The 26,572-nt window shown below is 57.7% G+C and carries 24 protein-coding genes; 9 read left to right on the top strand and 15 right to left on the bottom strand.

What is annotated here, in order from left to right; all coding sequences use genetic code 11:
- Positions 1–933: a D-2-hydroxyacid dehydrogenase gene (locus K3G63_RS18075; RefSeq protein WP_220615511.1), complete on the bottom strand. Its 933-nt coding sequence runs from the start codon at positions 931–933 to the stop codon at positions 1–3.
- A gap of 146 nt (positions 934–1,079) precedes the next feature.
- Here K3G63_RS18075 and K3G63_RS18070 point away from each other — a divergent pair, with 146 nt between their 5' ends.
- The gene (locus K3G63_RS18070; protein ID WP_220615510.1) at positions 1,080–2,132 is read left to right on the top strand and encodes a methyltransferase domain-containing protein; all 1,053 of its coding nucleotides are present in this window, start codon (positions 1,080–1,082) and stop codon (positions 2,130–2,132) included.
- A gap of 78 nt (positions 2,133–2,210) precedes the next feature.
- Here the strand turns inward: K3G63_RS18070 and K3G63_RS18065 are convergent, their stop codons facing one another.
- From K3G63_RS18065 to K3G63_RS18045, 5 genes are all read right to left on the bottom strand, one after another.
- Entirely contained in the window at positions 2,211–2,504 is a 294-nt protein-coding gene (locus K3G63_RS18065; protein WP_220615509.1) for a YMGG-like glycine zipper-containing protein, read from the bottom strand.
- 202 nt (positions 2,505–2,706) lie between these two features.
- Positions 2,707–5,148 (bottom strand): prolyl oligopeptidase family serine peptidase, encoded by a 2,442-nt coding sequence (locus K3G63_RS18060; protein ID WP_220615508.1) that lies wholly within the window; start codon positions 5,146–5,148, stop codon positions 2,707–2,709.
- Positions 5,149–5,347: 199 nt separating this feature from the next.
- Positions 5,348–6,058 carry a pirin family protein gene (locus K3G63_RS18055; protein ID WP_220615507.1) on the bottom strand — a complete coding sequence of 237 codons (711 nt, stop codon included), beginning with the start codon at positions 6,056–6,058 and terminating at the stop codon, positions 5,348–5,350.
- Between the two features lie 3 nt (positions 6,059–6,061).
- Positions 6,062–6,640, bottom strand: a complete 579-nt coding sequence (locus K3G63_RS18050) for a nitroreductase family protein (protein ID WP_220615506.1) — start codon at positions 6,638–6,640, stop codon at positions 6,062–6,064.
- A gap of 182 nt (positions 6,641–6,822) precedes the next feature.
- Entirely contained in the window at positions 6,823–7,536 is a 714-nt protein-coding gene (locus K3G63_RS18045; protein ID WP_220615505.1) for a pirin family protein, read from the bottom strand.
- A gap of 156 nt (positions 7,537–7,692) precedes the next feature.
- On the opposite strand from K3G63_RS18045, the gene K3G63_RS18040 reads away from it, so the two are divergent.
- Together K3G63_RS18040 and K3G63_RS18035 are read left to right on the top strand one after the other, a co-directional pair.
- Positions 7,693–8,037, top strand: a complete 345-nt coding sequence (locus K3G63_RS18040; protein ID WP_220615504.1) for a helix-turn-helix domain-containing protein — start codon at positions 7,693–7,695, stop codon at positions 8,035–8,037.
- A 157-nt stretch (positions 8,038–8,194) separates the two neighbouring features.
- On the top strand, positions 8,195–9,109 hold the full coding sequence (locus K3G63_RS18035) for a glutamate--tRNA ligase family protein (protein ID WP_220615503.1): 915 nt from the start codon (positions 8,195–8,197) through the stop codon (positions 9,107–9,109).
- A 104-nt stretch (positions 9,110–9,213) separates the two neighbouring features.
- On the opposite strand, the gene K3G63_RS18030 is transcribed toward K3G63_RS18035, so the two are convergent.
- From K3G63_RS18030 to nfi, 3 genes are all read right to left on the bottom strand, one after another.
- Entirely contained in the window at positions 9,214–10,878 is a 1,665-nt protein-coding gene (locus K3G63_RS18030; RefSeq protein WP_259404552.1) for a RagB/SusD family nutrient uptake outer membrane protein, read from the bottom strand.
- 20 nt (positions 10,879–10,898) lie between these two features.
- Entirely contained in the window at positions 10,899–14,045 is a 3,147-nt protein-coding gene (locus K3G63_RS18025) for a TonB-dependent receptor (RefSeq protein ID WP_220615502.1), read from the bottom strand.
- Between the two features lie 325 nt (positions 14,046–14,370).
- Entirely contained in the window at positions 14,371–15,057 is a 687-nt protein-coding gene (gene nfi / locus K3G63_RS18020) for a deoxyribonuclease V (RefSeq protein WP_220615501.1), read from the bottom strand.
- 120 nt (positions 15,058–15,177) lie between these two features.
- Here nfi and K3G63_RS18015 point away from each other — a divergent pair, with 120 nt between their 5' ends.
- Complete coding sequence (locus K3G63_RS18015) at positions 15,178–15,747, top strand: hypothetical protein (RefSeq protein WP_220615500.1); 570 nt, start codon at positions 15,178–15,180, stop codon at positions 15,745–15,747.
- Entirely contained in the window at positions 15,740–16,465 is a 726-nt protein-coding gene (locus K3G63_RS18010; protein ID WP_220615499.1) for a DUF1990 domain-containing protein, read from the top strand. The genes K3G63_RS18015 and K3G63_RS18010 overlap by 8 nt, the downstream gene beginning before the upstream one ends.
- 63 nt (positions 16,466–16,528) lie before the next feature.
- Here K3G63_RS18010 and K3G63_RS18005 read toward each other — a convergent pair whose 3' ends face one another.
- Positions 16,529–17,419, bottom strand: a complete 891-nt coding sequence (locus K3G63_RS18005; RefSeq protein ID WP_220615498.1) for a multidrug resistance efflux transporter family protein — start codon at positions 17,417–17,419, stop codon at positions 16,529–16,531.
- Positions 17,420–17,583: 164 nt separating this feature from the next.
- Between K3G63_RS18005 and K3G63_RS18000 the strand changes: the two genes are divergently transcribed.
- The gene (locus K3G63_RS18000) at positions 17,584–18,624 is read left to right on the top strand and encodes an NAD(P)-dependent alcohol dehydrogenase (RefSeq protein WP_220615497.1); all 1,041 of its coding nucleotides are present in this window, start codon (positions 17,584–17,586) and stop codon (positions 18,622–18,624) included.
- Positions 18,625–19,065: 441 nt separating this feature from the next.
- On the opposite strand, the gene K3G63_RS17995 is transcribed toward K3G63_RS18000, so the two are convergent.
- A complete protein-coding gene (locus K3G63_RS17995) occupies positions 19,066–19,557 on the bottom strand; it encodes a hypothetical protein (RefSeq protein ID WP_220615496.1) in 492 nt (163 codons plus the stop codon).
- Positions 19,558–19,745: 188 nt separating this feature from the next.
- Positions 19,746–20,942, bottom strand: a complete 1,197-nt coding sequence (locus K3G63_RS17990) for a pyridoxal phosphate-dependent aminotransferase (protein ID WP_220615495.1) — start codon at positions 20,940–20,942, stop codon at positions 19,746–19,748.
- 135 nt (positions 20,943–21,077) lie between these two features.
- Between K3G63_RS17990 and K3G63_RS17985 the strand changes: the two genes are divergently transcribed.
- Both K3G63_RS17985 and K3G63_RS17980 read left to right on the top strand, forming a co-directional pair.
- Positions 21,078–21,602, top strand: coding sequence for a DinB family protein (locus K3G63_RS17985; protein WP_220615494.1), 525 nt, complete (start codon positions 21,078–21,080; stop codon positions 21,600–21,602).
- A gap of 107 nt (positions 21,603–21,709) precedes the next feature.
- Positions 21,710–22,573 (top strand): SDR family oxidoreductase, encoded by an 864-nt coding sequence (locus K3G63_RS17980; RefSeq protein ID WP_220615493.1) that lies wholly within the window; start codon positions 21,710–21,712, stop codon positions 22,571–22,573.
- Positions 22,574–22,650: 77 nt separating this feature from the next.
- On the opposite strand, the gene K3G63_RS17975 is transcribed toward K3G63_RS17980, so the two are convergent.
- Both K3G63_RS17975 and K3G63_RS17970 read right to left on the bottom strand, forming a co-directional pair.
- Complete coding sequence (locus K3G63_RS17975; RefSeq protein WP_220615492.1) at positions 22,651–23,499, bottom strand: M12 family metallopeptidase; 849 nt, start codon at positions 23,497–23,499, stop codon at positions 22,651–22,653.
- Between the two features lie 295 nt (positions 23,500–23,794).
- Positions 23,795–24,097, bottom strand: a complete 303-nt coding sequence (locus K3G63_RS17970; RefSeq protein ID WP_220615491.1) for a DUF3817 domain-containing protein — start codon at positions 24,095–24,097, stop codon at positions 23,795–23,797.
- Positions 24,098–24,419: 322 nt separating this feature from the next.
- Between K3G63_RS17970 and K3G63_RS17965 the strand changes: the two genes are divergently transcribed.
- Complete coding sequence (locus tag K3G63_RS17965; protein WP_259404551.1) at positions 24,420–25,913, top strand: beta-lactamase family protein; 1,494 nt, start codon at positions 24,420–24,422, stop codon at positions 25,911–25,913.
- Between the two features lie 215 nt (positions 25,914–26,128).
- On the opposite strand, the gene K3G63_RS17960 is transcribed toward K3G63_RS17965, so the two are convergent.
- Positions 26,129–26,473 carry a hypothetical protein gene (locus K3G63_RS17960; protein WP_220615490.1) on the bottom strand — a complete coding sequence of 115 codons (345 nt, stop codon included), beginning with the start codon at positions 26,471–26,473 and terminating at the stop codon, positions 26,129–26,131.
- Between the last annotated feature and the right edge of the window lie 99 nt (positions 26,474–26,572).

Raw genomic sequence — 26,572 nt, 5'->3', positions numbered from 1 at the left:
TTAGTAGCCGCGTGGCAAGTCGACTTGGTTTTCCAGGGGCTCCTGTTGGCGCAGGTGCTGCAGGTTGCGCAGAAACAAATCTACCTTGCCTTCATCCTCACCGGGCTGGCCACCCCCGCTGTGCTGAGTAAGTAATACGCGTGGCAGGCTCCAGAGCGGACTTTCACTGGGCAAGGGTTCCTGAGCCGTTACGTCGAGCACGGCGCCTGCCAGGTTGCCTGCTTGCAGGGCGGCTATCAGGGCGGGCTCATCGGTGGTGTTGCCGCGCCCGACGCTGGCGTAAAAAGCCCCGGAATGCATGGCCGCAATCAGCTCCTGAGAGAAAAAGCCTTCCGCACTGCCCGGCAGGCAATTCACTACGATGTCGGTATGGGGTAGGGCAGCCCGTAGCTCCTCCTTGGAGTGCAGCTGAGCCCGTGGATCGGTGCGGGCCAGAAACTGCACGGCGCACCCAAAGCCCGTAAGCTGCTGAGCTACGGCTTGCCCAATAGCGCCGCTGCCCAGAATAATGACGCGCTTCCCCCGCAGCAGGCCCAGCTTCGGGCGCAATGGCCCGCCTACCCACCGTTTTTCAGCCTGCAACACGGCCAGCTCCGGTACATAGCGCAACAGACCCAGCAAGCCGGCCACCATGGTTTCGGCGCAGGGCCAGGCAAAAAAGTCGCCCATGTTGGCTACTGGGCACACTACCGGCACTCGCTGATACCGCTCAATGCCAGCCGAATCAATTTGCCAGAACTTCAGCTGAGGCGGCGGGGTAGTAAGCCAGTCGGCAGGCGGATTTCCCAGCAGTAAAGTGGCGTTAGCCAAGGCCGGCTGCTGGTCGGTAGGGGGTAGCTCCGTGCGAAACACGGCGGTAACCTCCGAAGGCAAATGGGCACGTAGCCGGTCCTGGGCTTCAGCGTGCAAGTCAGAGTAAACAAATAGATACATGGTATCCATATTCGCTACCGCGGCCGCTAGGTTGCACGGCCATGCTAGCGTAGGCAAGCGTTCAAACAAACTACCCCCTTTGCCGGTCCGTATGAGCACAGGCTCAGCCAAGGCCCTACCGGCGGCAGGCCCCCAATCATTTGTGTATGCAGGCACTTACCCAACAGCAGGTACAAGACTACTACGGCCGCCAGCTGCAAACGCAGCACGACTTGCAAACCAATGCCTGCTGTACCGATGCTATTCCGGTAGAGCACCGTCGGATTCTGGCCCAGCTGGAGCCCGAGGTGCTGGAGAAATATTATGGCTGTGGCGTGAGCGTGCCGCCCGCCGTGGAAGGCTGCACAGTGCTGGACCTAGGTTCGGGTAGCGGCCGCGACGCTTATCTGCTTTCCAAGCTAGTTGGCGCGTCGGGCCGTGTCATTGGGGTAGACATGACGGAAGAACAACTCGCGGTAGCCCGCCGTCATGTGGCGGCGCATACACACCGCTTTGGCTATGCCACACCCAACGTAGAGTTTCGCCACGGCTACATTGAGGATTTGCGCACGGCCGACCTAGCCGATAATAGCATTGACGTGGTGGTGAGCAACTGCGTCATCAACCTCAGCACCGATAAAGAAGCTACCTACCGGGAAATCTTCCGGGTGCTCAAGCCGGGAGGGGAGCTGCACATTGCCGATGTCTTTGCCGACCGTCGCATTCCGGAGGCGTTGCGCCAGGACCCCGTGCTGTACGGGGAGTGCCTAAGCGGAGCCCTCTACACCGAGGATTTCCGCCGGCTGCTCCAACGCATTGGCATAGCCGATCATCGGATTACAGCCAGCCGACGCCTTACCATTGGCAACCCGGAAATTGAGGCCAAAGTGGGCAACATTGGGTTTTACTCGCTTACGGTGCGGGCTTTTAAGCTCCCCGAACTGGAAGACCGGTGCGAAGACCACGGGCAGGTAGCGACCTACCTGGGCACCGTGCCCGGCCAGCCCCACGCTTTCCTGCTCGACGACCACCATCGGTTTGAAACGGGCCGGCCCATGCTCGTGTGCGGCAATACCGCAGCCATGCTCAGCCAAACGCGCTACGCCCCGTATTTCCGCGTCCTCGGCGACCAAAGCCAGCATTTCGGCTTGTTTAATTGTGGCCCGTCGCCGGCTGCATCGGCCAGCACTGCCGACGCTTCCGGAGGCTGCGGCTGCTGAGTCTACCTTATTGCTTGCTACAAACAAAAAGCCCCGTACCGTAAGGTTCGGGGCTTTTCTTCAGCTAAATGGAAGTATTTAGTCGCGGCGCGAATACTGCTCGTAGCGCACCGGATCCTTTTTCTTGTCTTTTTTCCGGCCAATGATACCGCCGGCCGCAGCACCCGCTACGCCACCTAGCACGGCCCCTTTACCACCGCCAATTACGGCCCCAGTTACAGCCCCGGCACCGCCACCAATGGCGGCTCCTTTTGCTTTTTTACTCCAGGTTTTCTTAGGCGTAGTTTGTGCTGCCGCATCCGAAACTACTACCGTGCTTTCCATGACGAACAGGGCCGAAAGCATAGCCGCATATATCTTGAGCGTTTTCATGGCATCTATGGTTAAAATCCTAACAGGATGGGTTTTGTCCTTCTAACGCGACGCTACAAGCCGAGTTACAAAGTGGTCATAATTTTACACGAAATGCTATTGTTTATATCAGTAAGGCGGTATATAAGAACTGAACTATAAAAAAATACCCCCGAGCCATTGGCTCGGGGGTAATAAAGGCTACCAGAAGGCAGGAAAGGGCTTAGCGAGCGTCAGCTTTGGTAGCGTCCGTGGCCGGAGCAGTTGAGGCTTTCTTTACGTACGTGTCCAGCCAGGTATTCATTTCCCAGAGCATGTGCATAATGGACTCGCGGGCCGCGTAGCCATGCGATTCGGCCGGTAGTACCACGTAGCGCACGGTGGCACCGTGGCCTTTCAGCGCGTTGTAGAACCGCTCGCTCTGAATCGGGAACGTGCCTGAGTTATTGTCAGCCTCGCCGTGGATCAGCAGAATCGGTGCTTTGATTTTATTGGCGAAGTTGAAGGGCGACATGGCGTTGTACACTTCTGGTGCCTGCCAGTATGTACGCTCCTCGCCCTGAAAGCCAAAGGGTGTGAGCGTACGGTTATACGCGCCGCTGCGGGCAATGCCTGCTTTGAACAGGTTGGTATGGGCCAGCAGGTTGGCCGTCATGAACGCTCCGTAACTGTGGCCCATTACCGCCACACGGTTGGGGTCTACTACGCCCAGGCGCTTGCCTTCGTCGATGGCGGCTTTGGCCGAAGCCGTGAGCTGCTCTACGTAGGTGTCGTTGGGTTCTTTGTTGCCCTCACCCACAATCGGAATGCTAGTGCCTTGCAGTACGGCATAGCCCTGGGTTACCCAGAACACCGGCGAGCCCCAGGTAAGGCGGGCAAAGGTGTAGGGCGAGCCTTTCACCTGGCTGGCATCCTTCTTATCCTTGAACTCTACGGGGTAGGCCTCCATCAGCGTGGGCAGCGGGCCGTCTTCTTTCTTGTAGTTGGGAGGAAGGTAAAGGTTAGCAGTCAGCTCCACGCCGTCGGCGCGCTTGTATTTGAGTACCTGCTTTTGCAGGTTACCGATGCTGGCGTACGGGTTCGGGAACTTGGTCAGGGGCGTTACTTTCAGGCTCGGGGCATCGCGCAGGAAGTAGTTGGGCGCCTCCTGCGGCGACTCCCGGCGGGTTACAAAAACGCGCTTGCCAATATCCAGAATGCTTACCGGCATCTCGTAATACGGCGCCTCGGAGCGCCACCAGCGCACGCTCTTCTTGGTGCGCACATTCAGCTCGTCGATGAAAGGTCGGTCGCCCTCCGGCGAGGCCCCCGTTCCGATGAAGTACACCACGTCGCCGTCGGTTTCCAGCACCGGGCGGCCCTGGGCGTTGCGGTGGAGGTAGGGCGTGCCAGGGTCAGTATAAGTGTCCTGGGAGGAGCGCTCAAATAGCGGTGTGAGCGAGGTCTTCACCGTCAGGTCCAGGGTCCAGGTGGTTTCTTTGCGGTCAGCCCAGCGGTAGCCTTCTATCAGGGCCAGCTTATCGGTGCCCCAGTGAATGTCGCGGAAGCGCAAGGGCAGGGAGGCCAACTCCTGGGGCTGCCCGTCGAAGGGAGAGCCCACCACAAAAATCTTGTCGCGCACGGCCGCTTCGGTTTTGGGGTTGCCCCCGTCCTGGGCTTCCACCCAGAACAGTGTATTGGGTGCGTCTTCTCGCCAGCCGAAGTTACGCGGCCCGGTGGGCACGGCATCAAAGCTGGTGGGCACGTTGTCGGCTAGCGGCAGTTCAGCCATTTCCTTCACTACCAGCCCTTCCAGGTTCAGTACTTCTACTCGCTGGGGGAAGCTGCTGACCGGCAGAGTATAGGAGTAAGGGCGGTGCCGGGTGCGCACCAGCACATAGCGCCCGCTCGGCGAGGGAGTAGCCTCCTGAATCATGCCGGGCTGCCCCAGCGGCGCCATTCGGCCGTCTAGGCCTACCTTTACTACCTGCGAGAGGGCATAGTAGTCGAACAACCGCTCATCCACGGGGCTCTTCAGCAAATCTTGGTAGGTGCGGGCCGCGGCCGTGCGCCCAATGTTTTGCTGAATTGCCGGACCTTTGGGGGCTTCTGTGGGGCTGGGAGCCTCGCCGCGGCCTCCTACAATGGCCCGGGCGATAATAGTTTTGTTGTCGGATACCCACTCGAAGGGGGTGCCGAACACCGCGTTCAGAAACAGGTTGGGCACTAGCCGGGCCGAGGCGGAGGCTACATCCGCAATCCACAGCTCCACGTGGTTGTTGGTGGTGTGGGTGAAGGCGACCTTACTGTTATCCGGCGACCACTGCACGTCGCTGATGCGGGCGTTGGCAGGCAGGCCGGTGATGAGCAACTCCTTGCCATCTGGCAGGCGCCGCAGCCGTAGGGAGGTAACGTACGCTGCCCGGCTCGGGCCATTCGTACGCGGGTTGATGCGCAGGCCGGCTAGGCGCAACTCAGGCTGGCTAAGCTCCGCAATGGGCGGCATGTCGCGCACGTCCATAAGCAGCATCCATTGCCCGTTCGAGGAGAAGCTTACGCGCGGGGTAGGCGCGGCTTCCGCCAACATAGCAATAGCCCGCGGGGGCATTTGGTAGGGCAGGTCCTGCGCCGTAGCCATGCTCGTTGCCCCTATGCACAGCGCTACTGTGAGTCGAAGTAGTTTCATAGAAAAAGGTATGCACCAGAAAATTACCACAAAGGACGGTACAATCCGGCAAATTTTCTAGAAGATGTCCTACTTAGCCCCGAGTTATCCGCCACAGGTGCGTCCCACCAGGTAGGGCTGAAAGCAGCACGCCTTTGCCTTTGGCAAAGGCGTGCTGCTTCGGAAGGCATCCAGGCCCGACTACCAGGGTCGTATTCGCTTAGTGGTTGATAGGAGCTTCAATCACAAGAAAGTGGCTTTCTGCTTCTACCTGAAGTGTTACCATGTCGGTTTCCCACAGGCCGAGACTTTCCCGCGGGGCTACCGACTGCCCGTTCACGGTTAGCTGGCCTTCTAGCACGAAGATGAAAACGCACTTGTTCAGCGGGGTAAGCCGGTACTCCACCGTCTGTCCCGCGTCGTACAGGCCTAAACTGAGCTTGGCGTTCTGGTTGATCCAGCAGTGCGCCGTGCCTTCTTCGTTGCTGACGATGGTAGTAAGCTGGTTGCGCCGCTTTTCCCGCGGAAAGTGGCGGCGCTGGTAGCGGGGCGTCACGTTTTGCAGCTTGGGCTCAATCCAGATTTGCAGGAAATTGACTTCCTCTTCCCCAATGTTGTGCTCCTCGTGCCGCAGGCCTGAGCCGGCGCTCATAATCTGCACCCAGTCCCGGGTAACTTCTTCGGAGTAGCCCAGGGAGTCCTTGTGGTTCATGCGCCCCGCCAGCATCACCGAAATAATTTCCATGTTGGCGTGGGCGTGCAGGCCGAAACCGTTACCTGGCTTTACAAAATCATCATTAAAGACGCGCAGCAGCCCGAAGCCTGCTCGCTCAGGGTTGGCGTAGGGGCCAAAGCTCAGGGAGAAATGACTTTGCAGCCAGCCAATGTCTTTCAGGCCGCGGTCGGCGGCGGGAGTGAGGCGGTGCGGCATAGCTTACGCTGGCAGATGTTGGTGGAACACAATTTCAGTCAGCGGCTTGCGCTGACGCGGCGCTTTTTCCCGGCTCAGAAAGGGTTCTTCCAGTTGTTCGGCGGCTCCTGCGTAGCCCAGAGCAATGAATACAACGGGTTGCAGCGTTTCGGGCAGCTGGAATACTTCGCGGGTCTTGGCTACGTCAAACCCGCCCATGAAATGGCCGTGCAGGCCCAGGGCGGTGGCTTCCAGAATCAGGTTGCCGTTGGCTAGGCCTACGTCGTGCAGGGCGGCGCCGTTTGGGTTGCCATTGTCGTAGTGCGTTTTGGCCAGAGCCAATATCAGTACAGGCGCATGTTTGGCCCAGGGCTGGTTGCCCGGCAGCAGGCAGTCCACCATCTTCTGAAAGGTTTCCTGGTCGGCATGATGAGCATAGATGTAGCGCCAGGGCTGTTCGTTCATGGCGCTAGCTGCCCAAGAAGCAGCTTCAAACACCTGTTGCAGCGTTTCAGGGGCTACGGGGTAGCTGGCAAAGGCCCGGGGGCTCCAGCGTTTGCGAATACTTTCCTGAACCGGAAAGGAAGTGGGAGCATGTTTCATAGTAGCTGTAAAACCATACTTCCCGCCTTTGTTTAAGCCAAGGCATCACAAAGGGCAGGAAGCAGGCAAAAAATCAGGTGTGTGAAGGTAAAAGTAGAGGCTAAAACTGGAAGCCCGGCAGCAAGTCGGCCAACGCATGCTTTTCGTCGTTGGAGCAGGCGGGCCAGTTGGCAACCAATAAATTACACCGTCATGGGCACTTCCATTAGCAGCAAACGGGCCTTGGAATCAGCCTGCACCGTGAAGCTCTCTGCGTCCCAGATGCCAAACCCGTCGCGGCGGTGCAAGGGCTGACCCGCCACGGTTACGTCGCCTTCCAGCACAAAGGCGTACACGCCATTACCGGGCTTTTTTACTTGATACGTGGTAGAGAAGTCAGCGTCAAAATCGGCCAGATGAAACCACGCGTCCTGGTGAATCCAGACGCCAGCATCCTCGGGGTTGGGTGAGAGAACCTGCTGGAACTGATTGTGGCGGTCCTCGACTCGGAACGTCTGCTGGTCGTAGCGGGGTGACACGTTACGCTTGTTGGGAAACACCCAGATCTGCAGGAATTTTACTTCCTCGTGCTGGCTGTGGTTTTTCTCGCTATGGGCAATACCAGTGCCGGCGCTCATCACCTGCACGTCGCCGCTGCGGATAATGCCGTGGTTGCCGGCACTGTCCTTGTGCTCCAGCGTCCCGGAAAGCGGAATGCTGATGATTTCCATGTTGTCGTGAGGGTGGGTGCCGAAGCCCATGCCACCGGCCACGGTATCATCGTTGAGTACGCGCAGCACCCCAAAATGCACCCGCTCCGGGTTGTGGTAGCCCGCAAAGCTGAAGGTATGGTAAGAATTCAACCAGCCGTGGTTGGCGTGGCCGCGCGAAGCCGCCGTATGAAGCAGAGTTTGCATGATGGTATTGCTGAAAGATGAGTTGTAACCTGCAATCATATGTACATACATAGATTGTAGGTCAAAGATTCACCTCTTGCTATACATTTGCAAGTAGTTACACAGATGTATATCAATATCCTATGTGTAACTTTTATTGATAATCAGGCAGATACAATGGCTACGCGAGCAAAAGAATTTCCGCAGTGCGCATTTCGGCAGACGCTGGATGTGCTGGAAGGCAAATGGAAATTTGCCATCATTCATAGTTTACTGCTGCACCGGAAGCTACGCTTCAAGGAGTTGGAGCGCGACGTAGCCGGCATCACGGCCCGCATGTTGGTGAAGGAGCTAAAGCTGCTGGAAGCGCACGGCATTGTACGGCGCGAGGCCTACGCCACTGTGCCGCCCACCGTGGAGTATTCTTTGACTGAATGCGGCCGGAGCCTGCTACCGGTAGTTGAAGCCATTCAGGTGTGGGGTGAGCAGAACAAAGCAGTTATCCAAAGCAAAGCGGGGTAGGCATACGCGCAAGGCGCTTGCCAAAGAACAGGCAGAAGAGGACGCCCTCCGGAGCAAAAGTCAACCAAACAGCGGGTGTGCGGAGTTGCAACCGGCATGGGGTTCGTGGCTGGCATAGGCTTCAGGAATGGGAGTGAGGTAGTACCTTGTCGCCGTTATGATGCTGTTTCAGCTGCCGCTTGTCCCCGTTGTCTCGCGCCTGGCGCCTACGCCCAGCGGCTTTCTGCACTTGGGCAACGCTATCAACTTTACCCTAACGTGGCTGCTCACGCGCCGCGCCGGCGGCACCCTACACCTGCGCATCGATGACCTGGATCGGGCCCGGTTCCGGCCCGCCTACCTGGAGAATATCTTCCGAACTCTTGAGTGGTTGGGGCTTGATTATGACCACGGCCCCACGGGCCCGGATGACTTTGAGCGCCACTTTTCCCAGCGCCACTTTCTTCCCGACTACGAGGCAGTGCTGCAGGCCGCCCGTACGACGCATCCGAGCGTATTCTACGCTTGCAACTGCTCCCGCTCGGCGCTGGCTAGCCACACCCTTCCCGATGGCCGCTACCCCGGCACGTGCTGTTTCCGGAGCTTACCTTTCGAAGCCCCGGATACCGCCTGGCGGGCCCACGTGCCAGCTAGTACGCAGGTCTATATTCAAGATATAGCTCAGCAGGCCCTACGGCTTTCTTTGGCGGAGGTGCTCGGCGATTTTGTGGTACGCAAAAAGAATGGTGCTGCCGCATATCAGGTTGCTTCGGTGATAGATGACGTGCGGCTAGGGATAACGCTAATAGTGCGCGGCCAGGATTTGCTACCCAGTACGGCTGCGCAACTCTGGCTGGCTGGCTACCTGCCCAATCAGGAGAGATTCACCTCTACCCAGTTTCTGCATCATGGTTTGGTGCTGGATGCTACTGGACAAAAGCTTTCCAAGTCGACGCAAAGCGGTAAGCAGCGCGGCGTTGTGGACGAGGCCAGCTCGCCGCAAATAGTGTATCAGGCGGTAGCGCAACTGCTGGCGCTGCCATCAGAAGCTGCTGATGCATTGCCCTCTATGTTACAAGAACTTCTATCCTGAATCTGCTACGCCTCATTGTGAGCAGTATGCAGGTGCGGCTCTCCAAAACATAAAAAGCCTGACTGATTCCAGTCAGGCTTTTTATGTTTTAGCTCTCCTAAGTACTAGTAGCCAGGGTTCTGCTGGCTTGCCAGCGTCGGGTTGTTAGCTACTTCAATGGCCGGGATGGGCCACAGGAACAAAGTGCTGCTATAGGGTACAGCGGTTACTGAAGGTGTTGCCAGAACAGTAGTATTGTTGCACGCATACCGTGCCAACGTTACCTGACCTGAAACTAGGCCACTGAATTTGGCAGGAATACCGCCTGGGCTGTACGTCGGATCCGGCGACAGACGAGAAATATCTCCCCACCGCTTGCCTTCCCCCACGAACTCAATACGGCGCTCGTCAAGAATAGCACGGATCAACGCAGTTCCAGTAAGGGAGCCGGCAGCATACTGGTCGGCAGCAGTAGTAACCGAGCGGTTACGAACGGCGTTTAGCAGTTGCAAGGCCAAGGCATCGTTAGTACCAGCGCGGGCGATGGCTTCAGCCTGGTTCAACAGTACTTCAGCGTAGCGAATGATGGGTGCAAAGTCGGAGCTGGTAGCTGCGTCGGTGTACTTGCGAAGTACATAAGCCGGACGAACCCCGTCCTGCTGCATCATCGCCGTACGGCGCAGGTCGCCGCAAGTGAAGAAAGGAGCATTGTACAGGTTCGGGCTTACTGCCAGAAGTGCACGGCCGTTAATACCGCCGTTGGCTGGAGTAGCCGACGAACCATAAACGTTTGCCAACGCACCGTTTACGCCCGGATTGTCATCAGAGCGGTTTTCAACAGAAAACACGTTTTCAGCAGTTACGCCAGTGCCACCGGGGAAGGCAGCACGCTGGGTAGCAGCTAATGCGTAGTTTCCGATAGGGCTCGTGAAAGGAGCGCTGGTACCTGAAATGAGCTTGTTCCCCTCGGCCACGGCCGCAGTCCAGTTAGCCTGGTGCAGCCGCAGCCGCTGTTTGAGTGCGATGGCTGCTCCTTTGGTAGCACGCGTCACAGAAGGAGCGGCAGCTCCGCTAATGGTACGAGTAGCCGGCAGGTTGCTTTCCGCAAAGTCCAAGTCAGCCAGCATCTTGGTATACACCTCAGCCACCGTGCCACGACCTACTTCGCGGCCGGTAGTTATGCCAGCAATGGTGTTGGCTGCCACTTCCCGGTAGGGTACGCCTGGGTTAGATCCATTCTTGTCAGTGTACGGCCGCGAAAAATGGATAACCAGCTCATGATGAGAGAGGGCCCGCAAAAAGCGAAGCTCTCCTTCATATACTTGGGCCTCAGCGGCGGTAATAACGCCGGCAGCGGCGGCTTGGCGTACGCCTTCAATCGTAACGTTAGCTTGGTTGATTACTGCGTAGCAGTTCGACCACATGTTCACGACATTCGGGCTAGATGGGGTTATCTGGTTTTGAAAAACAATACCAAAGAAACCCGCCATGTCCGAAACGTCTTCCCCGCGGGCATCATCCAGCGCGTTGGCGGCTGCCCCGAAAGGATAGCCCCGTACGGCCAGTGCACTACCATTCAGCGGATCATAGAAACCCGATTGAGCGGCGTTATACACACCAGCCACAGCTAGTGCAATACGGGCAGGATCATTGTAGACAGCGGCTTCGGATAGCTGATTCTTGGGTTGCAGATCCGTGACCTCACATGAGCTGAGCCCTAGGGTAGAAAGGAAGGCCAACGCCAACACGCGCTGACGACTAGGAGCAAACACAGTTAGAAAATTTTTCATGATTGCAGCGAAAGCGAGAGTTAGAAGGCAACGTTTAGACCACCCGTAAACACTCGCTGTTGGGGGTTACTGTTGTAGTCAACACCAATTTGGGTGTTGGTGGTGAAGTTGGTATTCACCTCTGGATCTACCCCTTTGTACTTAGTAAAGGTGGCCACGTTCTGGGCCTGTACGAAGATGCGTACTCGGCTCAGATTGATGGGCGTAACAAAACGGGTGGGAATAGTGTAGCCCAGCGTAATATTCTGCAGACGAACGAAGTCACCGCTTTCCACAAAACGCGTCGAAGCATTGTTGTCTTGGTTCACGAAAGCGCTAGTACCCGATGCAAGGCGCGGTGTCTGTCCATCACCTGGGTTTTCAGGCGACTGCCAACGGCCTAAAATTTCGGTGCCATTATTCAAGAAGTCGGTGCGCAGCAGCTGCTGACGCGTCACGTTCATGATTTTGTTACCAAAATTGTAGCGGAAGAACACGTCCAAGTCAAAGCCCATGTACGACACGGTGTTGCCAAAGCCCCCGAATATTTTCGGGTTGGTTCGACCCAGAATTTTCTTGTCCGCAACCGTCAGCGTTCTTTCGTTTGCGGCCACAAGAGCGGCATTCGGATTAGCTGCATCATAGAGATAGTAGCGGCCCTGCGTGGCGCCCGAAGCAGCCGTGCTACCTTGTACCAGCGTTACACCGTCAGCTTTACGGTAGATTGGGTTACCGTTGGCTCGGTTCACGCCCACGTAATCATAGCCAAACAAAGCACCAATTGACTCACCTACCCGCGTGATGTTGTAAGTCTCAATGATGTCCTCATTGTTGTTGAGGGCCGTGATTTCGTTTTTATTGGTGGACAGGTTAAAGTTCGTTGTCCAGGTGAAGTTGTCCTTGCGGATATTCTCCGTCGTGAGGGTAAACTCGAAACCCTTGTTGTAGAGCGAACCGATGTTGTCGTTGTAGCGGTTGTTCGGCACCCCCAGCGACAACGGGGTCCGTACACCAAGAATCAAGTCGTCAACGTTGTTCTTGTAGTAATCTACGTTGAGGTTCACACGACCACCGAAGAAACCTAAGTCAACACCGAAATCGGTTTTCTTGGACGTTTCCCACTTCAGTTGGTCGTTGCCGAAACGGCCGTAGGCAATACCAGCTTGCGAGGCATACTGAGCCGGTGAGTATGCTCCAACGTAGGGGAAATACCCAATATCAACGTTACCTACTCGGGCATACGACGCACGCAGTTTGAAGTCAGTTACTACGCTCGACAGGCCTAGGCCTTTGAAGAAAGGCTCCTCGGAAACACGCCAACCAATAGAACCACCTGGGAACAGACCCCGCCGGTTATCAGCCGGCAGAGAAGACAAGGCGTCGGAGCGAAGCGTAAAGCTCAACAAGTACCGATCCTTGAGCGAGTAGTTCAAACGGCCGAAGTAAGACTGCAGGCCATTCTCTAAGAAGTCGCCGCCAAGGCTGGGAGTGGCCAGCGTAGAGCTGATGATACCATTTTCACCTAGCGTACGGTCCGAAATACCCGTGCCGTTGGCAGAGAAATAAGAGGTAGTGGTTTTCTGATATTCAGTACCTACTACGGCATTGATCTTGTGGTCTTCGCCAATGACGTTGCTGTACGTAGCAGTGTTGACCCAGTTCCACCGAATACTAGGGCCGAACAGTTGGTACACCGAGCCATTAACACCGCGGCCGTCGCCCTGACGTGGATCCAGGAACTGGAAGTCATCCTGCAACTGTGAGTCGGTGCTTAGCGAGGTGCGCAACCGGAGGTTCTTCACAGGTTCCGCCTCAAGGTAACCGCTACCCAAGATGCGGTAGCTGATGGAGCGGTAGATGTTGTTCTCCAGCGGGAAAAGAATGTTCGGGTAGTTAAAGGCAATGCCGGAGGTATTGTTGCCTTGGCCGATGATACCCGCGGCATTCACGTAGGGGGTACCGTCAGGATTGCGGGCTGGTACGTTTGGGAAAAGAGACAAAGCCCCCGCCACGTTGCCAGAAAGACCGTTCACACTGGTGTTCAAGCCAAAGGTACGGGTGCGAGTCAAGCCCAAGCTCAACCCTACGCGCAGCCACTTCTTGACTTCCGTATCAATGTTAGAGCGGAAGCTCAGACGCTGCAACTCATTGCTCTTGATTACGCCGGTCTGATCAGTGAAACCACCCGAGAAGTAATAATTCGTTTTTGCCGAAGCTCCCGATACCGAGACTACATGGTTTTGTTGGAAACCCGTGCGGAAGATTTCGTCCTGCCAGTCCGTACGCACCAGATTGCCATTTTCAAGCAAAGGTGCCGCGATGGTTCCAGCCCCACCCGCATTACGGTCTTTCTCGTTGCTGATGGTGATAAAGTCCTCCGCTCCGAGTACATCGTAGCGCTTCAGCGTCTTGGCAACACCCAAATAGGTATCGTACGTTACAACTGCTTTGCCTTCTCGGCCGCGCTTAGTCGTAATCAGGATTACCCCGTTGGCAGCCCGTGAACCATAAATGGCCGTAGCCGAACCGTCCTTTAACACTTCATAAGACTCAATGTCTGATGGGTTAATGTCAGCTAAGGGGTTCGATCCGTTGGCGAAAGCACTGGTGTTGCCCGTGAAAATAGGCTGGCCATCCACTACTACCAGCGGGTAGGTACCCGAGGAAATAGAGTTAGTTCCCCGGATTTGGATGCGGGGCTGTTGCCCAAGCAAGCCCGACGGAGTTTGTACGTTTACGCCGGCTGACCGACCCGCCAACTGCTGGGCAAAGCTGGGAGTAGCCAAATTAGCAATGGCCTCGCCTTGTACAGTAGTAATAGAGCCTGTCAAATCGCGGCGCTCCTGCGTGCCGTAGCCTGTCACGACTACCTCACTCAGGGTCTTGGTATCAGAAGCAAGCCCGATATCAAGAGTATTATCTGTGCCAATAGGGCGCTCTAAGGGGATGTAGCCCACCGAAGAGAATACCAGTGCGCCACCAGTGGTAGGCACCGTTAGCGTATAGGTACCATCAGAATTTGTGGAAACTCCATTCGTGCTGCCTTTCAACAACACAGTAACCCCAGGTAGGCCTTCCCCAGTAGCCCGATCAGTAACTCGGCCAGAGATACTACGAGTCTGGGCCCAAGCTCCCTGGCTAGTAAGTGCCAGCACCACTAAAGGCGACAAGAGTAAGCTTTTCTTCATGCTTTCGTTTATGATTGTTAAAAACTCAACGAGTAAGGCGAATAAACGAGTAAATCGCAACTCAACCAAGTAATGGTTGGCGTATTTTCAGGATTAAATCTATTTGATTAAACAAATGGGGTACATAAACCGCTGTTTTATTTTGTACTTATCTGTGATTTCATAAATGACAGACCCCGCAGCACTTCCTAGTGGCTGCGGGGTCTGTGGCGTAAAAGAATCAGCTGAGATGTCGTGCTGAATGCTGTTAAAGCCTTTTTGTCCTAATAAGTGGGTGCCTGTCAGGGAGTAGTACCAGGGAAAACCTGTACACACAGTACCCTGGTTACCGTAACTCTTTTTTGAACTCCTCCGCCCAGTGGTCGGCCAAGCGAGTGGGTTCGGGAAGTTTGTAGCTCCGCAGGCAGGACAAAGTGAGGCGGGTGGCAGTAGCTTGGTCACAGCGGTGGCCGGGGCTCACGAATAACGGGTTCACCTTGTCCTTCGAGCGGATGACTTCTCCCAGTAGCTCGCCGCTGCGGTCGAAGAGCGGGCTGATGCTGCCCTTGTGTAAGGCTGGTTCCTGATAAGTGCCGGTAAGCTTTTGCTTGGCTACGCCGAAGGTAGGAACGTCCAGCTGCACCCCTACGTGTGCGGCGATGCCCATGCGGCGCGGATGGGCAATGCCGTGCCCGTCCACCATTATCACATCGGGCTTGTGCCGAAGCTTCTCGTAAGCCAGCAGCAGGTTGGGCGCTTCGCGGAAAGCGAGCAGGCCCGGAATGTAAGGCAGCGTGACGGGGCTGGTGTGGTACACTTTCTCCACTATTTCGAGGGTAGGAAAACGCAGTACTACAAACACCGACAACACGGTTTCGGGAGTAGGAAAGGAGGAGTCGCAGCCGGCAATGAGGCTGGGTTCCTGAGCCAGAGGCTCCAGCCGTACCAGGGTGCGCAGTTCATCTTGCTGGCGCGTGAGGTCACGAACGATGATGGGGTCGGGGGGCGGCCCGGGCGGGCGGTAGTAAGCCATACGCGAAAAAAAGGGGTGGACAAGTCGTGTACTACGGCTGCCCCGGCGGGGTTGTGGAGCGGCAGATGCTACAACCCCACGGGGCCGGGCACGTTATTCAGGCAACTACCTTTTTGCGCTATGTCTAAAGCTGAACAACCCGCCCACACCGGCAGCGGCCCCTTTTTTGAGCGCCGTTACTGGGTCGATGTGCAGCACCCACGCCGTCCGGCCGCCGAGCTGCTGCACCACATCAAAGGCCATTTGCCCGAGTACTCCCCCGACATGCTGGCCGATTTCGAGAAAGCCCAGGGTCAGCCCGGCGAGCTGAGCGTGGGCGACGAGTTCCGCATCAAAATTCTGGGGCCCTGGAATGGAGAAGTGCGCGTGACGCAAGTAGGAGCCGATTATTTCGAGTTGACTACGCTGGAAAATCACCCGGAGGCGGGCTGCATCTGCTTTACTCTCCGCCCTCACGCTACTCTACCCGACACGTTGCGGTTTGAAATCCACTCCCGAGCCCGCTCCCGCGACGGACTGGTGGCCCTGACGTACGATACGTTGGGAATTGGGCGGAAAGTGCAGCAGCAGACCTGGGAAACGTTCTGCCAGCGCGTGGCCGAGCGCAGTGGCGGCCTCCAGCTTGGTCCGGTACAGGTAGAAACCATCCGGCAGAATACCGCCGGCACGGAGGTCACCCACGATGCCTAAGCCGCCCCTCTACCAGCTGCAGAAGGCCCGGCTCGATGCCTACACCCAGGCGGGCTATAACTTTGACCTCACGCGTACCAGTGAGTACACTGTTGAAAACGGCTGGCGCGTGGATGATTACGAAACGGAGCTGCCACTGGAAGCACCCGGCCCACCTGAGCCGCACGGCTCCTGGGCCGCCGCCCGCGAGGTGCTGCGCAACTACACGTTTCCTCCGCCTGACTTGATAACGGGTATTTTCCTGCCCGATCAGCCCTTGGAGCAGCGCGTGATGGTGCTGCGCGGGCGTTTCCTGTTTTTTACGTTCTGGTTTGGGGTGCGTATCGGGGGGGTGACGGATGAGGTGCGGACCCTACCCGGCGGAGACCAGGAGCGGGTGTGGGGGTACAACTACCGCACGCTGGAAGGGCACTTCGAGCGGGGGCAGATTGATTTTACCATTCATAAGCACCTGAGTACCGGGCGTGTGCAGTTTCGTATCCATGCCTTCTCGCAAACGGGCCGCATTCGTAACCCCTTCTACTGGCTGGGCTTTCGGCTGTTTGGGCGAATGTTGCAACGCAAGTTTTCCCGCGAGTCGATGCGGCGTTTGCAAGAGCAAGTAGCCGAAATGCTTCGCAAAGGCTGGCAAGCCCCCGTCCCGCAGCAAGCCACTCCGGTACAGGCCATTTCAACGGAACAGGCAGCCCGGGAGCAGCTCGGTAAAAGTAGGCAGTAGCTGCCGGGTGTTTTATAACCGGCTGTACAGCCCAATGCCCAGCACCACCAGCCCCATGCCGAGCTAGCTGGTTAGAGACGGAAACGGCGCCCCCAGTAGCGTAACCTCCAAGGCTACAGTAGCCAGCAGCTCTACCGCTTGCGTACCTTCCACGGCACCTAGGAGGGTAGCATTCTGCCCCGCCAGGGCCAGAGCGTAGTAAAACAGCCCCGTCGCCAGTACGCCCGCCAGCAACGCTACCACCAGCGTGTAGCCCCACTGCGACGGCGTGGGGCCAGGACCCGTCAGCATGCCCCACACTGAGAGTAGAGCCCAGAAAGGAAGGCTACCCATAGCCAGCCCCAGCACCATTTGGGTAGCCGATACACGTACGGGAGCCGTTTCTAGATACACCAATACGTTGCGGTTGGCCAGGGGGTAGAGAAACGTCGCCACTACTACCATCCCAAACCCGAGTGAGGCCCGCCCCGAAACCCCACGGAGGAGGTTCTCGGCCTGCATCAGCAGCACCCCCAGCACCACTAGTCCGGCCCGGCTCAGGGCCCGCAAGTTCAGCTTGGCGCGGTGGTCAGAGTAGATAACAGGAGTGAGCAATATTCCCGACAGCAGCACGAGTTGAAAGGACCCGGCTATCAGCCAGGCCGGACTGAACTGCGCCGCAATGGCCAGCAGGGAGTAGAACAGGCCAATGCCCACGCTGCCCCACAGCACCCACACCCGCCACGAGTTCCGCCAGAACTGCCAGAAGCCGTGCCATTGTCGGCGTACCAGCAGCCAGCTCGTCAGCAGCAGGGCAGTATACACGTAGCGCAGTACCGCTGTCCAGACCCAGAAGCCGCCCGTAGTAGCCATCAAACGGTTGAGCAGAAAGGTAGAGGAAAATAGCACGGCCCCCAGCGTAGCTAGCAAGATGGCACGGAGAGCGGGTGGGGGAGCAGGAGCGGTAGAATGCATGCGCGGAGCAGTGGGCCAAGGAGCCCGCTGCAAGGTACTGCGCCACCCCGGGCGGTTGGCCCAACTTGCCTGCCGCAGCCTCCCTTAAACAAACAATACAGGGTCTACAACCGTTGTTGCGTTTCTGTTCGGTATTTGTCTTTCTCTACAACCAACTCCTTCTCATGTCAGAAGCAAAAGGCTACGCGGCCCCGGTCGCGCATGCCCCCCTCGAGCCATTTAACTTTGAGCGCCGTGCGGTAGGACCGCACGATGTGCGCATCGAAATCCTCTACTGCGGCGTGTGCCACTCCGATGTGCACCAGGTGCGCGACGAATGGGGCGGCTCCATCTTTCCTATGGTACCGGGTCACGAAATTGTGGGCCGTATAACAGAGGTTGGCGCGCACGTAAAAAACTTTAAAGCTGGTGACCTGGCCGGTGTAGGCTGCATGGTCGATTCCTGCCAGCACTGCTCCGAGTGCAACGACGGACTGGAGCAGTACTGCGACGAAGGATTCGTGGGTACCTACAACGGCATTGGCAAAGACGGGCAGCCTACCTACGGCGGCTACTCCAACCACATCGTCGTAACGGAGAAATTCGTGCTTCATGTATCGGAGAAGCTGGATCTGGCCCGGGTAGCACCGCTGCTCTGCGCTGGCATTACCACATGGTCGCCGCTGCGGCAGTGGAACGCCAAGGCCGGCGACCGGGTGGCCGTAATGGGCCTGGGCGGCCTGGGCCACATGGCTGTGAAGTTTGCCGCGGCCCTGGGCTGCGAGGTAACTGTACTCAGCACCTCGCCCGGCAAGGAAGCCGATGCCAAAGCCCTGGGGGCCCACAAATTCGTGGTAACCAAGGACGCCGAGGCCATGAAGGCGGTGTCGAACTACTTCGACCTGATTATCAACACGGTGTCGGCGCCCATGGACTTGGCTCCTTACATCAACACCCTGCGCCGCGACGGTACTATGGTGCTGCTAGGAGTACCGCCGGAAGCCCCGCAGCTGCACGCCTTCAACCTCATTGCCAAGCGCCGCCGCATTGCGGGCTCCCTAATTGGTGGCATTCAGGAAACCCAGGAAATGCTGGATTTCTGCGCCGAGCACAATGTTATGAGCGACGTAGAAGTGATTCGGATGGACTACATCAACGAAGCCTATGAGCGGATGCTGAAGTCCGATGTAAAGTACCGTTTCGTGCTGGACCTGGCTACGCTGTAAGTAGTGAAGGCGCAAGTAAACCAGTGACGTGGTGAGCTACACCCTGGTGTAGTCCAGAAAGCGACTATGTGGCACGGAAAGTCCCGGCAGGGTGCTGCTTCTTCAGAAAGGAGAAGGTGGCAGCTTGCCGGGACTTTTGCGTAAGAGTACAGCCGTCTGCTCATGGCAGGAGTGGTTATGATGCCCGGTAAAAGCTGGGCAAGGGCGCACCGGGGTACTGCGCCAAGTAGGCCGGCGGCGCTTCTGCCTTCCGGAATCTTTGCCCGGCAACTGCGGTATCGGCATCAACTTGAAAGACGATGAACGCACTGTTCTTCTCCGGTACAGCAATAGCGCGTCAGTAGGTATTAGCCTACTCCACTAAAAAAGAAGCGTAGGGTACACGAAAAGCATAGTAGCAGGAAGCCGTTTGGCAGCAGATAGTTGCCCAACAGTAAAGAGCTACTCCTGCTCCACGGGGTAGCGAAACGTGCCTTCCAGGGTCAGGCGCCGGCCGCCGCGGCCCGATTCGCAGACTTGGCAGCGGTACGTGCCCATCAGCCAGTGGCGGCCGGGGTTTACTCCCGTAATGGTCACGGAGCCGGGGTTGTCGGGGCAGGATTTGGAGTAGGCGGCGGTACTGCCGAAACGGTAAGAGGCGTCGCGGTTGCGTCCGCTCAGAATCTCCTGAAACGTGTAGGTGCCAGCCTGAATGGGAAACCGGTCGATGATGATGGTCAGACCCTCCCCATCGGGGTCGTCGGCCCGCACAATGTTCAGGCGCAGGGCGCGGTCGGCGCCGAGGAAAAAGCGGGAGCTGCTGGTATCAGTTGCCACCGGCTGTCCATTGATGCGCAGTGTAAGTAAGCGGGCTGAATCGGGGGTAGGGTGGTAGGGGTACCGGAGCGTGGCACCCAGCAACGGCAGCAGCAAAAGAGGCAGGTAGCATTTCATCGGAGCGGGAAAAGGCAATAATCAGCCCAGAAGATACTAAAAGCGCACGTAGTGCTACCACCTGGCCGGCAACCCAATCAAGCTCAGCTAAGCGGCGCATTTGGTAAAAAAGGAATGTTCCCCAACACAAGCAGCCGGTTCTGTTGGGGAAACCACCGTAGAACCGGCTGCTTGCAGCGCCTTGCTGGTTACTGCTGGCGGCCAGGGTATTGCTGTAGTGCTACTTCCAGGCAGTCCATGGCCTGGCTGATGATGTCTTGGTTTACCACGTAGGCCATGCGCATCTGCTGGCGGCCCAGGCTCTGGGTTGCGTAGAAGCCAGCGGCCGGAGACACCATCAGCGTCTGGCCCTGGTGCTGAAACTCCTCCAGAAGCCACTGGGCAAAGCGTTCCGCATCATCGACGGGGAGGTGGCAAAGCACGTAGAAAGCCCCCCGGGGCAGCGGACACCGTACGCCGGGCATGGCCCGCAGGCGCCGAACCATCAGGTCGCGGCGGGTCTGGTACTCGGCTTTGGTATGGTCGAAGTAGTCTTCCGGCAGGTCGGCGGCTGCTTCGGCCAGCAGCTGCCCCAGGCCAGGGGGGCACACCCGCAGTTGGGCCAGCTTAAACACCACCTCGCGCAGGGCTTTATTTTTGGTAACCAGCGCCCCGATGCGGGCTCCGCAGGCGCTGTAGCGCTTCGAGATGGTATCAAGCAGCACCACATGGTCATCGGCCCCCTCTAAGCTGAGGGCGCTGGTGAACTCATCGGAGTAGCAGAATTCGCGGTACGCCTCGTCGGCCAGGAGGTAGAGGTTGTGGCGTAGGCACAGCTCCTTGAGCTGCTCCAGCTCGTGGCGGCTGTACACGTAGCCCGTGGGGTTGTTGGGGCTACAGATAAGAATGGCCTTGGTACGCGGAGTAATCCTTCGCTCAAACTCCTCGATAGGTGGAAGGGCAAAGTCCTGCTCCAGGTACGAAGCCACGGGTACCACCTGTGTGCCCGTAGAAACGGCAAACGCGGTGTAAGGGCCATAAAACGGCTCAGGTACAATAAACTCGTCGCCAGGGTTCAGGCAAGCCAGCAAGGCAAACGAAATCGACTCACTACCCCCGGTGGTTACTAGGATGTCGTCGGCCACGATGTTCAGCCCCAGCCGCTGGTAGTACTCGGCTAGCTTCTGGCGGTAGCTGGGGTAGCCCGCAGTAGGACCATACTCCAGCACTCGGATGTTGGCCTGCTGCACGGCGGCCAGCATAGTTGGGGGCGTTTCAATATCGGGTTGGCCGATGTTGAGCGGATGCACCGTAACGCCCCGCTCACGGGCGGCTTCGGCGTACGGAGTAAGACGGCGGTAAGGGGAGGGCGGCAGTGCCAGGCCACGCTGCGAAATCTGAAGCATGGGCTTAAAGATAGGCTACCGGGGCCAGACGTAGCGGCTTTTTACCTGCTCATGCGCTGGCACTTGGTTGCGAGAACCGTGGGCTTGAGTGAGGCTGCCCGCAAACCCAGACCGCCTACTGGTAGTTACCAGGGTATGACTACTCCTCTCTCCCAGCCAGAAGTGTGGCTACGGGGCCCACTCCCGGACCTCTCGCCTTTGTTGCAGCCCCTGGCGCATGCGCTCTTGCAAGCCCGGGAAGAAGTGCAGGCGGCCCTCCATGATTTCCCCGACGACCTCCTGCCAGAGCGGCCGGCCGGGGTAGCGTCCGTGGGCTTTCACCTGCGGCACCTGGCCGGAGTGCTTGACCGGATGCAAACTTACGCCCGTCATGAGCCGCTGAGCGAGGCGCAATTTCAGTTTCTGGCCACTGAGAAAGACGGACCCGCTCTGCCTGCTACTACCACCGCGTTGCTCCGGCAGTTCTCGGCCCAGGTAGAAACCATGCTGGCTACCCTGCGCGCCACTCCTGAAGCTACGCTCCCGGAGTTTCGGCCGGTAGGGCGGGCAGGGCTACCCAGCACCGTAATAGGCTTGCTGGTACACGCAGCCGAGCACACTACGCGCCATGTGGGGCAGGTGCTGGTAACGGCGCGCATAGTACGGGCCGCGGCTCATTAGGCAAGGGGGCAAATGGGGGTTCGTGTAAAGATTTCAATATCTATCTGCACAGTGGAAACCCGCCGGTTTGTCCTTCGTTCGTACTAGCTCAATCTTTTACCAATGCTATGGAAAACAAGCCAACCTCCCTGCCCCCTCAACAGCAAGAGCAACAGCCTGGTATTGAACAGGAAATGACGCCTCAGCCGCAATACATCCGGCCCGGGTATAAAGGCAGCGAAAAGCTGCAGGGCAAAGTAGCCCTTATTACCGGCGGCGACTCCGGCATTGGCCGGGCCGTAGCCGTGCACTTTGCCCGCGAGGGTGCCGATGTGGCCTTCACCTACCTGCCCCAGGAGGAGCAGGATGCCTACGAAACCCGGCAACTGGTAGAAGCCGAAGGTCGCCGCTGCCTGACGCTGCCCGGGGACCTGCGCGACCAGCAGTTCTGCCAGTCCATTGTCGATCAGACGGTACAGGAACTGGGTCAGCTTAACGTCTTGGTGAACAATGCCGCTGAGCAGTTCGTGAATCAGGACGTGGCCGAGATACCGGACGAGCAGTGGCAGGATACTTTCCAGGTCAACTTTTTCTCCTTTGTGCGCGTGACCCGGGCCGCACTGGCTCACCTGAAAGAGGGCGACTCTATCATCAACACCTCGTCCATCAATGCCTACCGGGGTAACCAGCAGCTCGTAGACTATACCTCCACGAAGGGAGCCATTACGGCGTACACCCGCTCCATTGCCCAGCAACTGGCTGAAAAAAAGATCCGGGTAAACTCCGTAGCTCCGGGCCCTATCTGGACACCGCTCATTCCGGCTTCGTTTCCCGCCGAGAAAGTAGCTTCCTTCGGCAAGGATACGACCATGAAGCGCCCCGGCCAGCCCTCCGAGGTAGCCCCCGCCTACGTGTTCCTGGCCTCTGAAGATGCCTCCTACATCACGGGACAGGCCATTCACCCCAACGGCGGAGAGGTGCTGAATACCTAGCCAGCCACGGGCATAATCACCAAAAAAGGCACCCACCAGTGGGTGCCTTTTTTGTAAGGTAACTTCTTGTTAAGAGGTTAGTACATGGCGTCGATACCAGCCTTGTCGCCGGTTGAAAGCGCGCTGCGCTGGATGTCGAAAGTAGAGCCGTCCTTCTTGGTAATGGTGGGCTGCCCATTTGAGGAGAAGGAGAACGAGCCGTACATCATAATGGAGCCAAAGTCAAGCACTCCGTAGTCGGTGCCGGCGTACCCTGATGCCGAATACTTCGAGAAGTTATTCTCGTAGCCTGCCTGAATATTTTGGGTGAGAATGTTCACGTAGGTGTCCCGGTCGTTGCGGGTTTGCTCGTGGAACAGGCCCAGGGCATGACCAATTTCGTGAATGGTGTTACCCGTGGAGCAACCCGAGGCCAGGTTGATATACTGGCGGCCGCCAATCATGCCAATGTTGGAGGAGCAGCCTGAGCCTACCCGGAACGTAACGTAGTTGGCCTGGGTAGTACGCTTCACGAAGCGGATGGCGGTGTTGGTTTGCCAGTGGGCAATGGCGTCGGTTACGCGGTTCTGGCTGGGCAGGGCGGCGTCAATGGTATAGTACACCACCGCCGAGGGCCAGCGTCCCGATGTGCGGCCGGCGCTTTCCGGCCGGGCTCCCGTGTTGGCCACCTGCTCAGAGGTCAGGATAATGTCGCCTTCGTAAATGTTTTCGCCGTTGATGCTGCGGTACTCAATGGGCTGACCGCTGAGGTAGCCTGCTTGGCTATTCCCGTTCTGGCCGGGGTAGGCTTCCTCCACTTTAGCGCTCTGGCTGCTGCTGGCTGCGGGCTGCACCGCCGCCGAGTCATTCTCCTGACTGCAGCTGGCTACGGAAAAGGCGCCAATAGCTGCTACTAGGGCCAAGCGGGTTGCGTGTGATGTGAGCATGAATACAAGTGTTATGGTTGTGGATAAGTGAAGATCGGCGCAAGCAAGAGAAACTCCTGTAGCGTAAGTTGTGAATAAATGCGAGTATTGCAAAACAACAGCCAATTTTATTGATGTTTATTCAATAAAATTGGCTGTTTGTTAAAATATTGCTGGCTTGTCTTTCCTGAAGGAGCACCGCTTGGCCGCTGGCGGGTGTGGTTAGACGGCTAGTGAGAAGGCCGGTTGTGGCCACCACTCAGGTGCAGGCTTCCCCTGGAGAGGGCACCTGAGTGGTGGCAGGTAGCGCAGCCCGCTACTCCGGGCGGAAAAGCTTCTTATCGGCCCAGAACGTGCCGAAAGGCACTACCGACACAGCTAGGGCCAGCAGCGCCTTCTTCCACGACCAGCTATGCTCCAAGCTCACCTGTAGCACCAGCAACACATAGGCCACAAATAGCACCCCGTGCGCCATGCCCACGTAGCGCACAGCCGCGGGTTGCCCGGCCAGGTATTTCAAGGGCATGGCAATGCCCAGCAGCACCAGAAAGGAAATGCCCTCCAGAAACCCAATTGCCCGCAGGCGGCCCAGAGAAGTTCGCAGCAAAGAAGAAAGCATACAGCCGGTAACCAAGTGAAGCTGCAAGTTACGCCAGTCGCGCCGGTTGGCCCTTTGATCCTAGGCGAAAGGTCGGCTACCCCAGCCGAGCGCCACGCTGCTGATGTAAAGAAGTTTTTGAAGCAGTAGCTATACGGTTTGTACCATCTGCCTCGCGTGATGCGCAGCTCTCATATAGTGGGGGGGGCAAGCCTCCTGCCTAGAGGATCTATACCAGCAGTAAAATTCAAAATAGAGGCAACCCTATATTACGACGCTACATCTGTCCGAACGTAGCCCCGCCGGGCGCACCGCATCTGTACGCTTTCCTTATTTCTCTCCCATGAAAACGCCACGCACAACCACTTGGGCCCCGCTGGTCTGGCTTGTACTGTTCCTGAGCTTTGGCACTGCCTCTCAGGCGCAAGCGGCTACCCCTCCCGATAGCCTCGACCTGTTTCTGCAAGCCAAAATGCGCCAACTCCGCATTCCTGGGCTGCAGCTAGCGGTTATTCGGCATGGTAAAATCATCCGGACGGGGCAGTACGGGCTGGCTAATGTGCAAGACTCGGTGCCGGTAACCGGCCAGACGCGGTTTACCATCAACTCTATTACCAAGGCCTTTGTGGGGGTAGCGGTGATGCAGCTGGTAGAAGCCGGCAAGCTGGACCTGACGGCCCCCGCCTCGCGCTACCTCGATGGGCTGCCCGCCGCCTGGCAGTCCGTGACGGTCCGGCAGCTGCTTACCCACACCTCCGGCCTGCCCGACATCATGCCCGACGATGAGATGGTGACCGAGGAAAATGAAAGCGCCGCTTGGGCCAAGGTGCAAACCCAGCCGATGGACTTCGCGCCCGGCGAGAAGTTTGCCTACAACCAAACCAACTACCTGCTGCTGGGCAAAATCATTGATAAGCTCAGCGGGCAGCCGTTCATCGAGTTTATCCAGGAGCGCCAGCTGAAGGTAGTGGGGATGCCGCGCACCACCTTCGGCGACGCCCACGACGTGCTGCCCCACGCAGCCCGGGGCTACACCTACTACCACAACAGCAACGGGCAGATGCGCCGGGGCAACCAGCTGCGCAATACCTTCGAGACGTTTCCGCCTATGTTGCGCACGGCGGCCGGCATGAGTTCTACGGCCGAAGAGGTAGCCCGCTGGATTATCGCCCTGCAACAAGGCCAACTCCTGAAACCCGCCAGTCTCCCTACCCTCTGGACGCCCGGCAACCTCAACAACGGCACCCAGCGCGGTTTTAGTCGCATGCTGAACGGCTACGCCCTGGGCTGGCCCACGGTAACGCGCCCCGAGCACCGCGCTGTGGCGCCAGTAGGAGGGGGCCGCTCCGCCCTGTTCATCTACCCCGACGATGACCTGGCCATTGTAGTCCTGACTAACCTCATCGGAGCCAACCCCGACGTATTTATGGATGAAATAGCCGCCCATTACCTCCCCGATATGCGCGCCGTGGCCGGGTTCGGGCTGCCGCCTACCATCCGGGCCCTGCACACCGAGTTGCGCAAGCGCGGCTTTGCCCAGGCCTCGGCGCTGGTAAACCAGGAGAAAAAGAAAAACGCCGCTTACCAGCTGCCTGAGGATGAAGTAAACGCCTGGGGCTACCTGCTGCTCCGCCAGAACATGGCGCGGGAAGCCGTAGAGGTGTTCAAGCTCAACGTCAGCCTCTACCCCCAGAGCGCCAACACTTACGACAGCCTCGCCGAAACCTACGCTGACCTGGGTAACCAAGAGCTAGCCACCAAAAACTACAAGCGCGCCCTGGCTCTCAACCCCAAAAACGCCGCTGCCGCCGCCTACCTCAAAAAGCAACAGAACTAGCAGGAGTGTTGGGTTTGCAGTAGCTATAGATATAGAGTGTAAAGAACGTCCTGTCGAGCTGGTCGAGACATCTCGCGTGCTGACGTTGAGATACTAACCCAACGTCAGCACGCGAGATGTCTCGACCAGCTCGACAGGACCTTTTGTAGAAGAACGTGAGATGCCATGTTTCGGCTCCGTCTCTGTATGACGAGCCTTTCCGGAATTCTCCGTGGTTACTTCTTCCGTTTCTTGATGCGCAGCAGACGCAGGTAATGCGTGGTGTCGGGGGTAGTGGTGGTCAGAACCTGGTGGGCGCCGTTGGGTGTGACTAGCAGGTTAGTGCTGCCATGGCGGTGGAGCACCGAGTGCGTACCATCGGGATTGACGATGACCGTGGGGTTGCTTTCCACATTGGGTACCACAGTATGAGTACCGTTCGGATTAACCAGTACCGCTGAGCTGCCGGTTTGGTGTAGCACCGAGTGGGTTCCGTCAGGGTTAACCACTACGGAGGTTTGGGCCTGCGCTGCCGTTAGGCTGCCTAGCAGCAGGATGGTAGGAAATAGGGAGCATTTCATAGAAATAAGCAGAGGAATAGAAAGGAAGAACCCGCCTAGGAGCGCAACAATGGTGCTAGTTCCAGGCAGTGGCCCCAACGGTTCAGGTGTGGAGGAACC

It is taken from the genome of Hymenobacter sp. HSC-4F20, from assembly GCF_019599275.1.
Lineage (GTDB): Bacteria > Bacteroidota > Bacteroidia > Cytophagales > Hymenobacteraceae > Hymenobacter.
The sequence above is the reverse complement of the archived record's forward strand: the minus strand, read 5'-3'. Positions and strand labels throughout refer to the sequence as shown.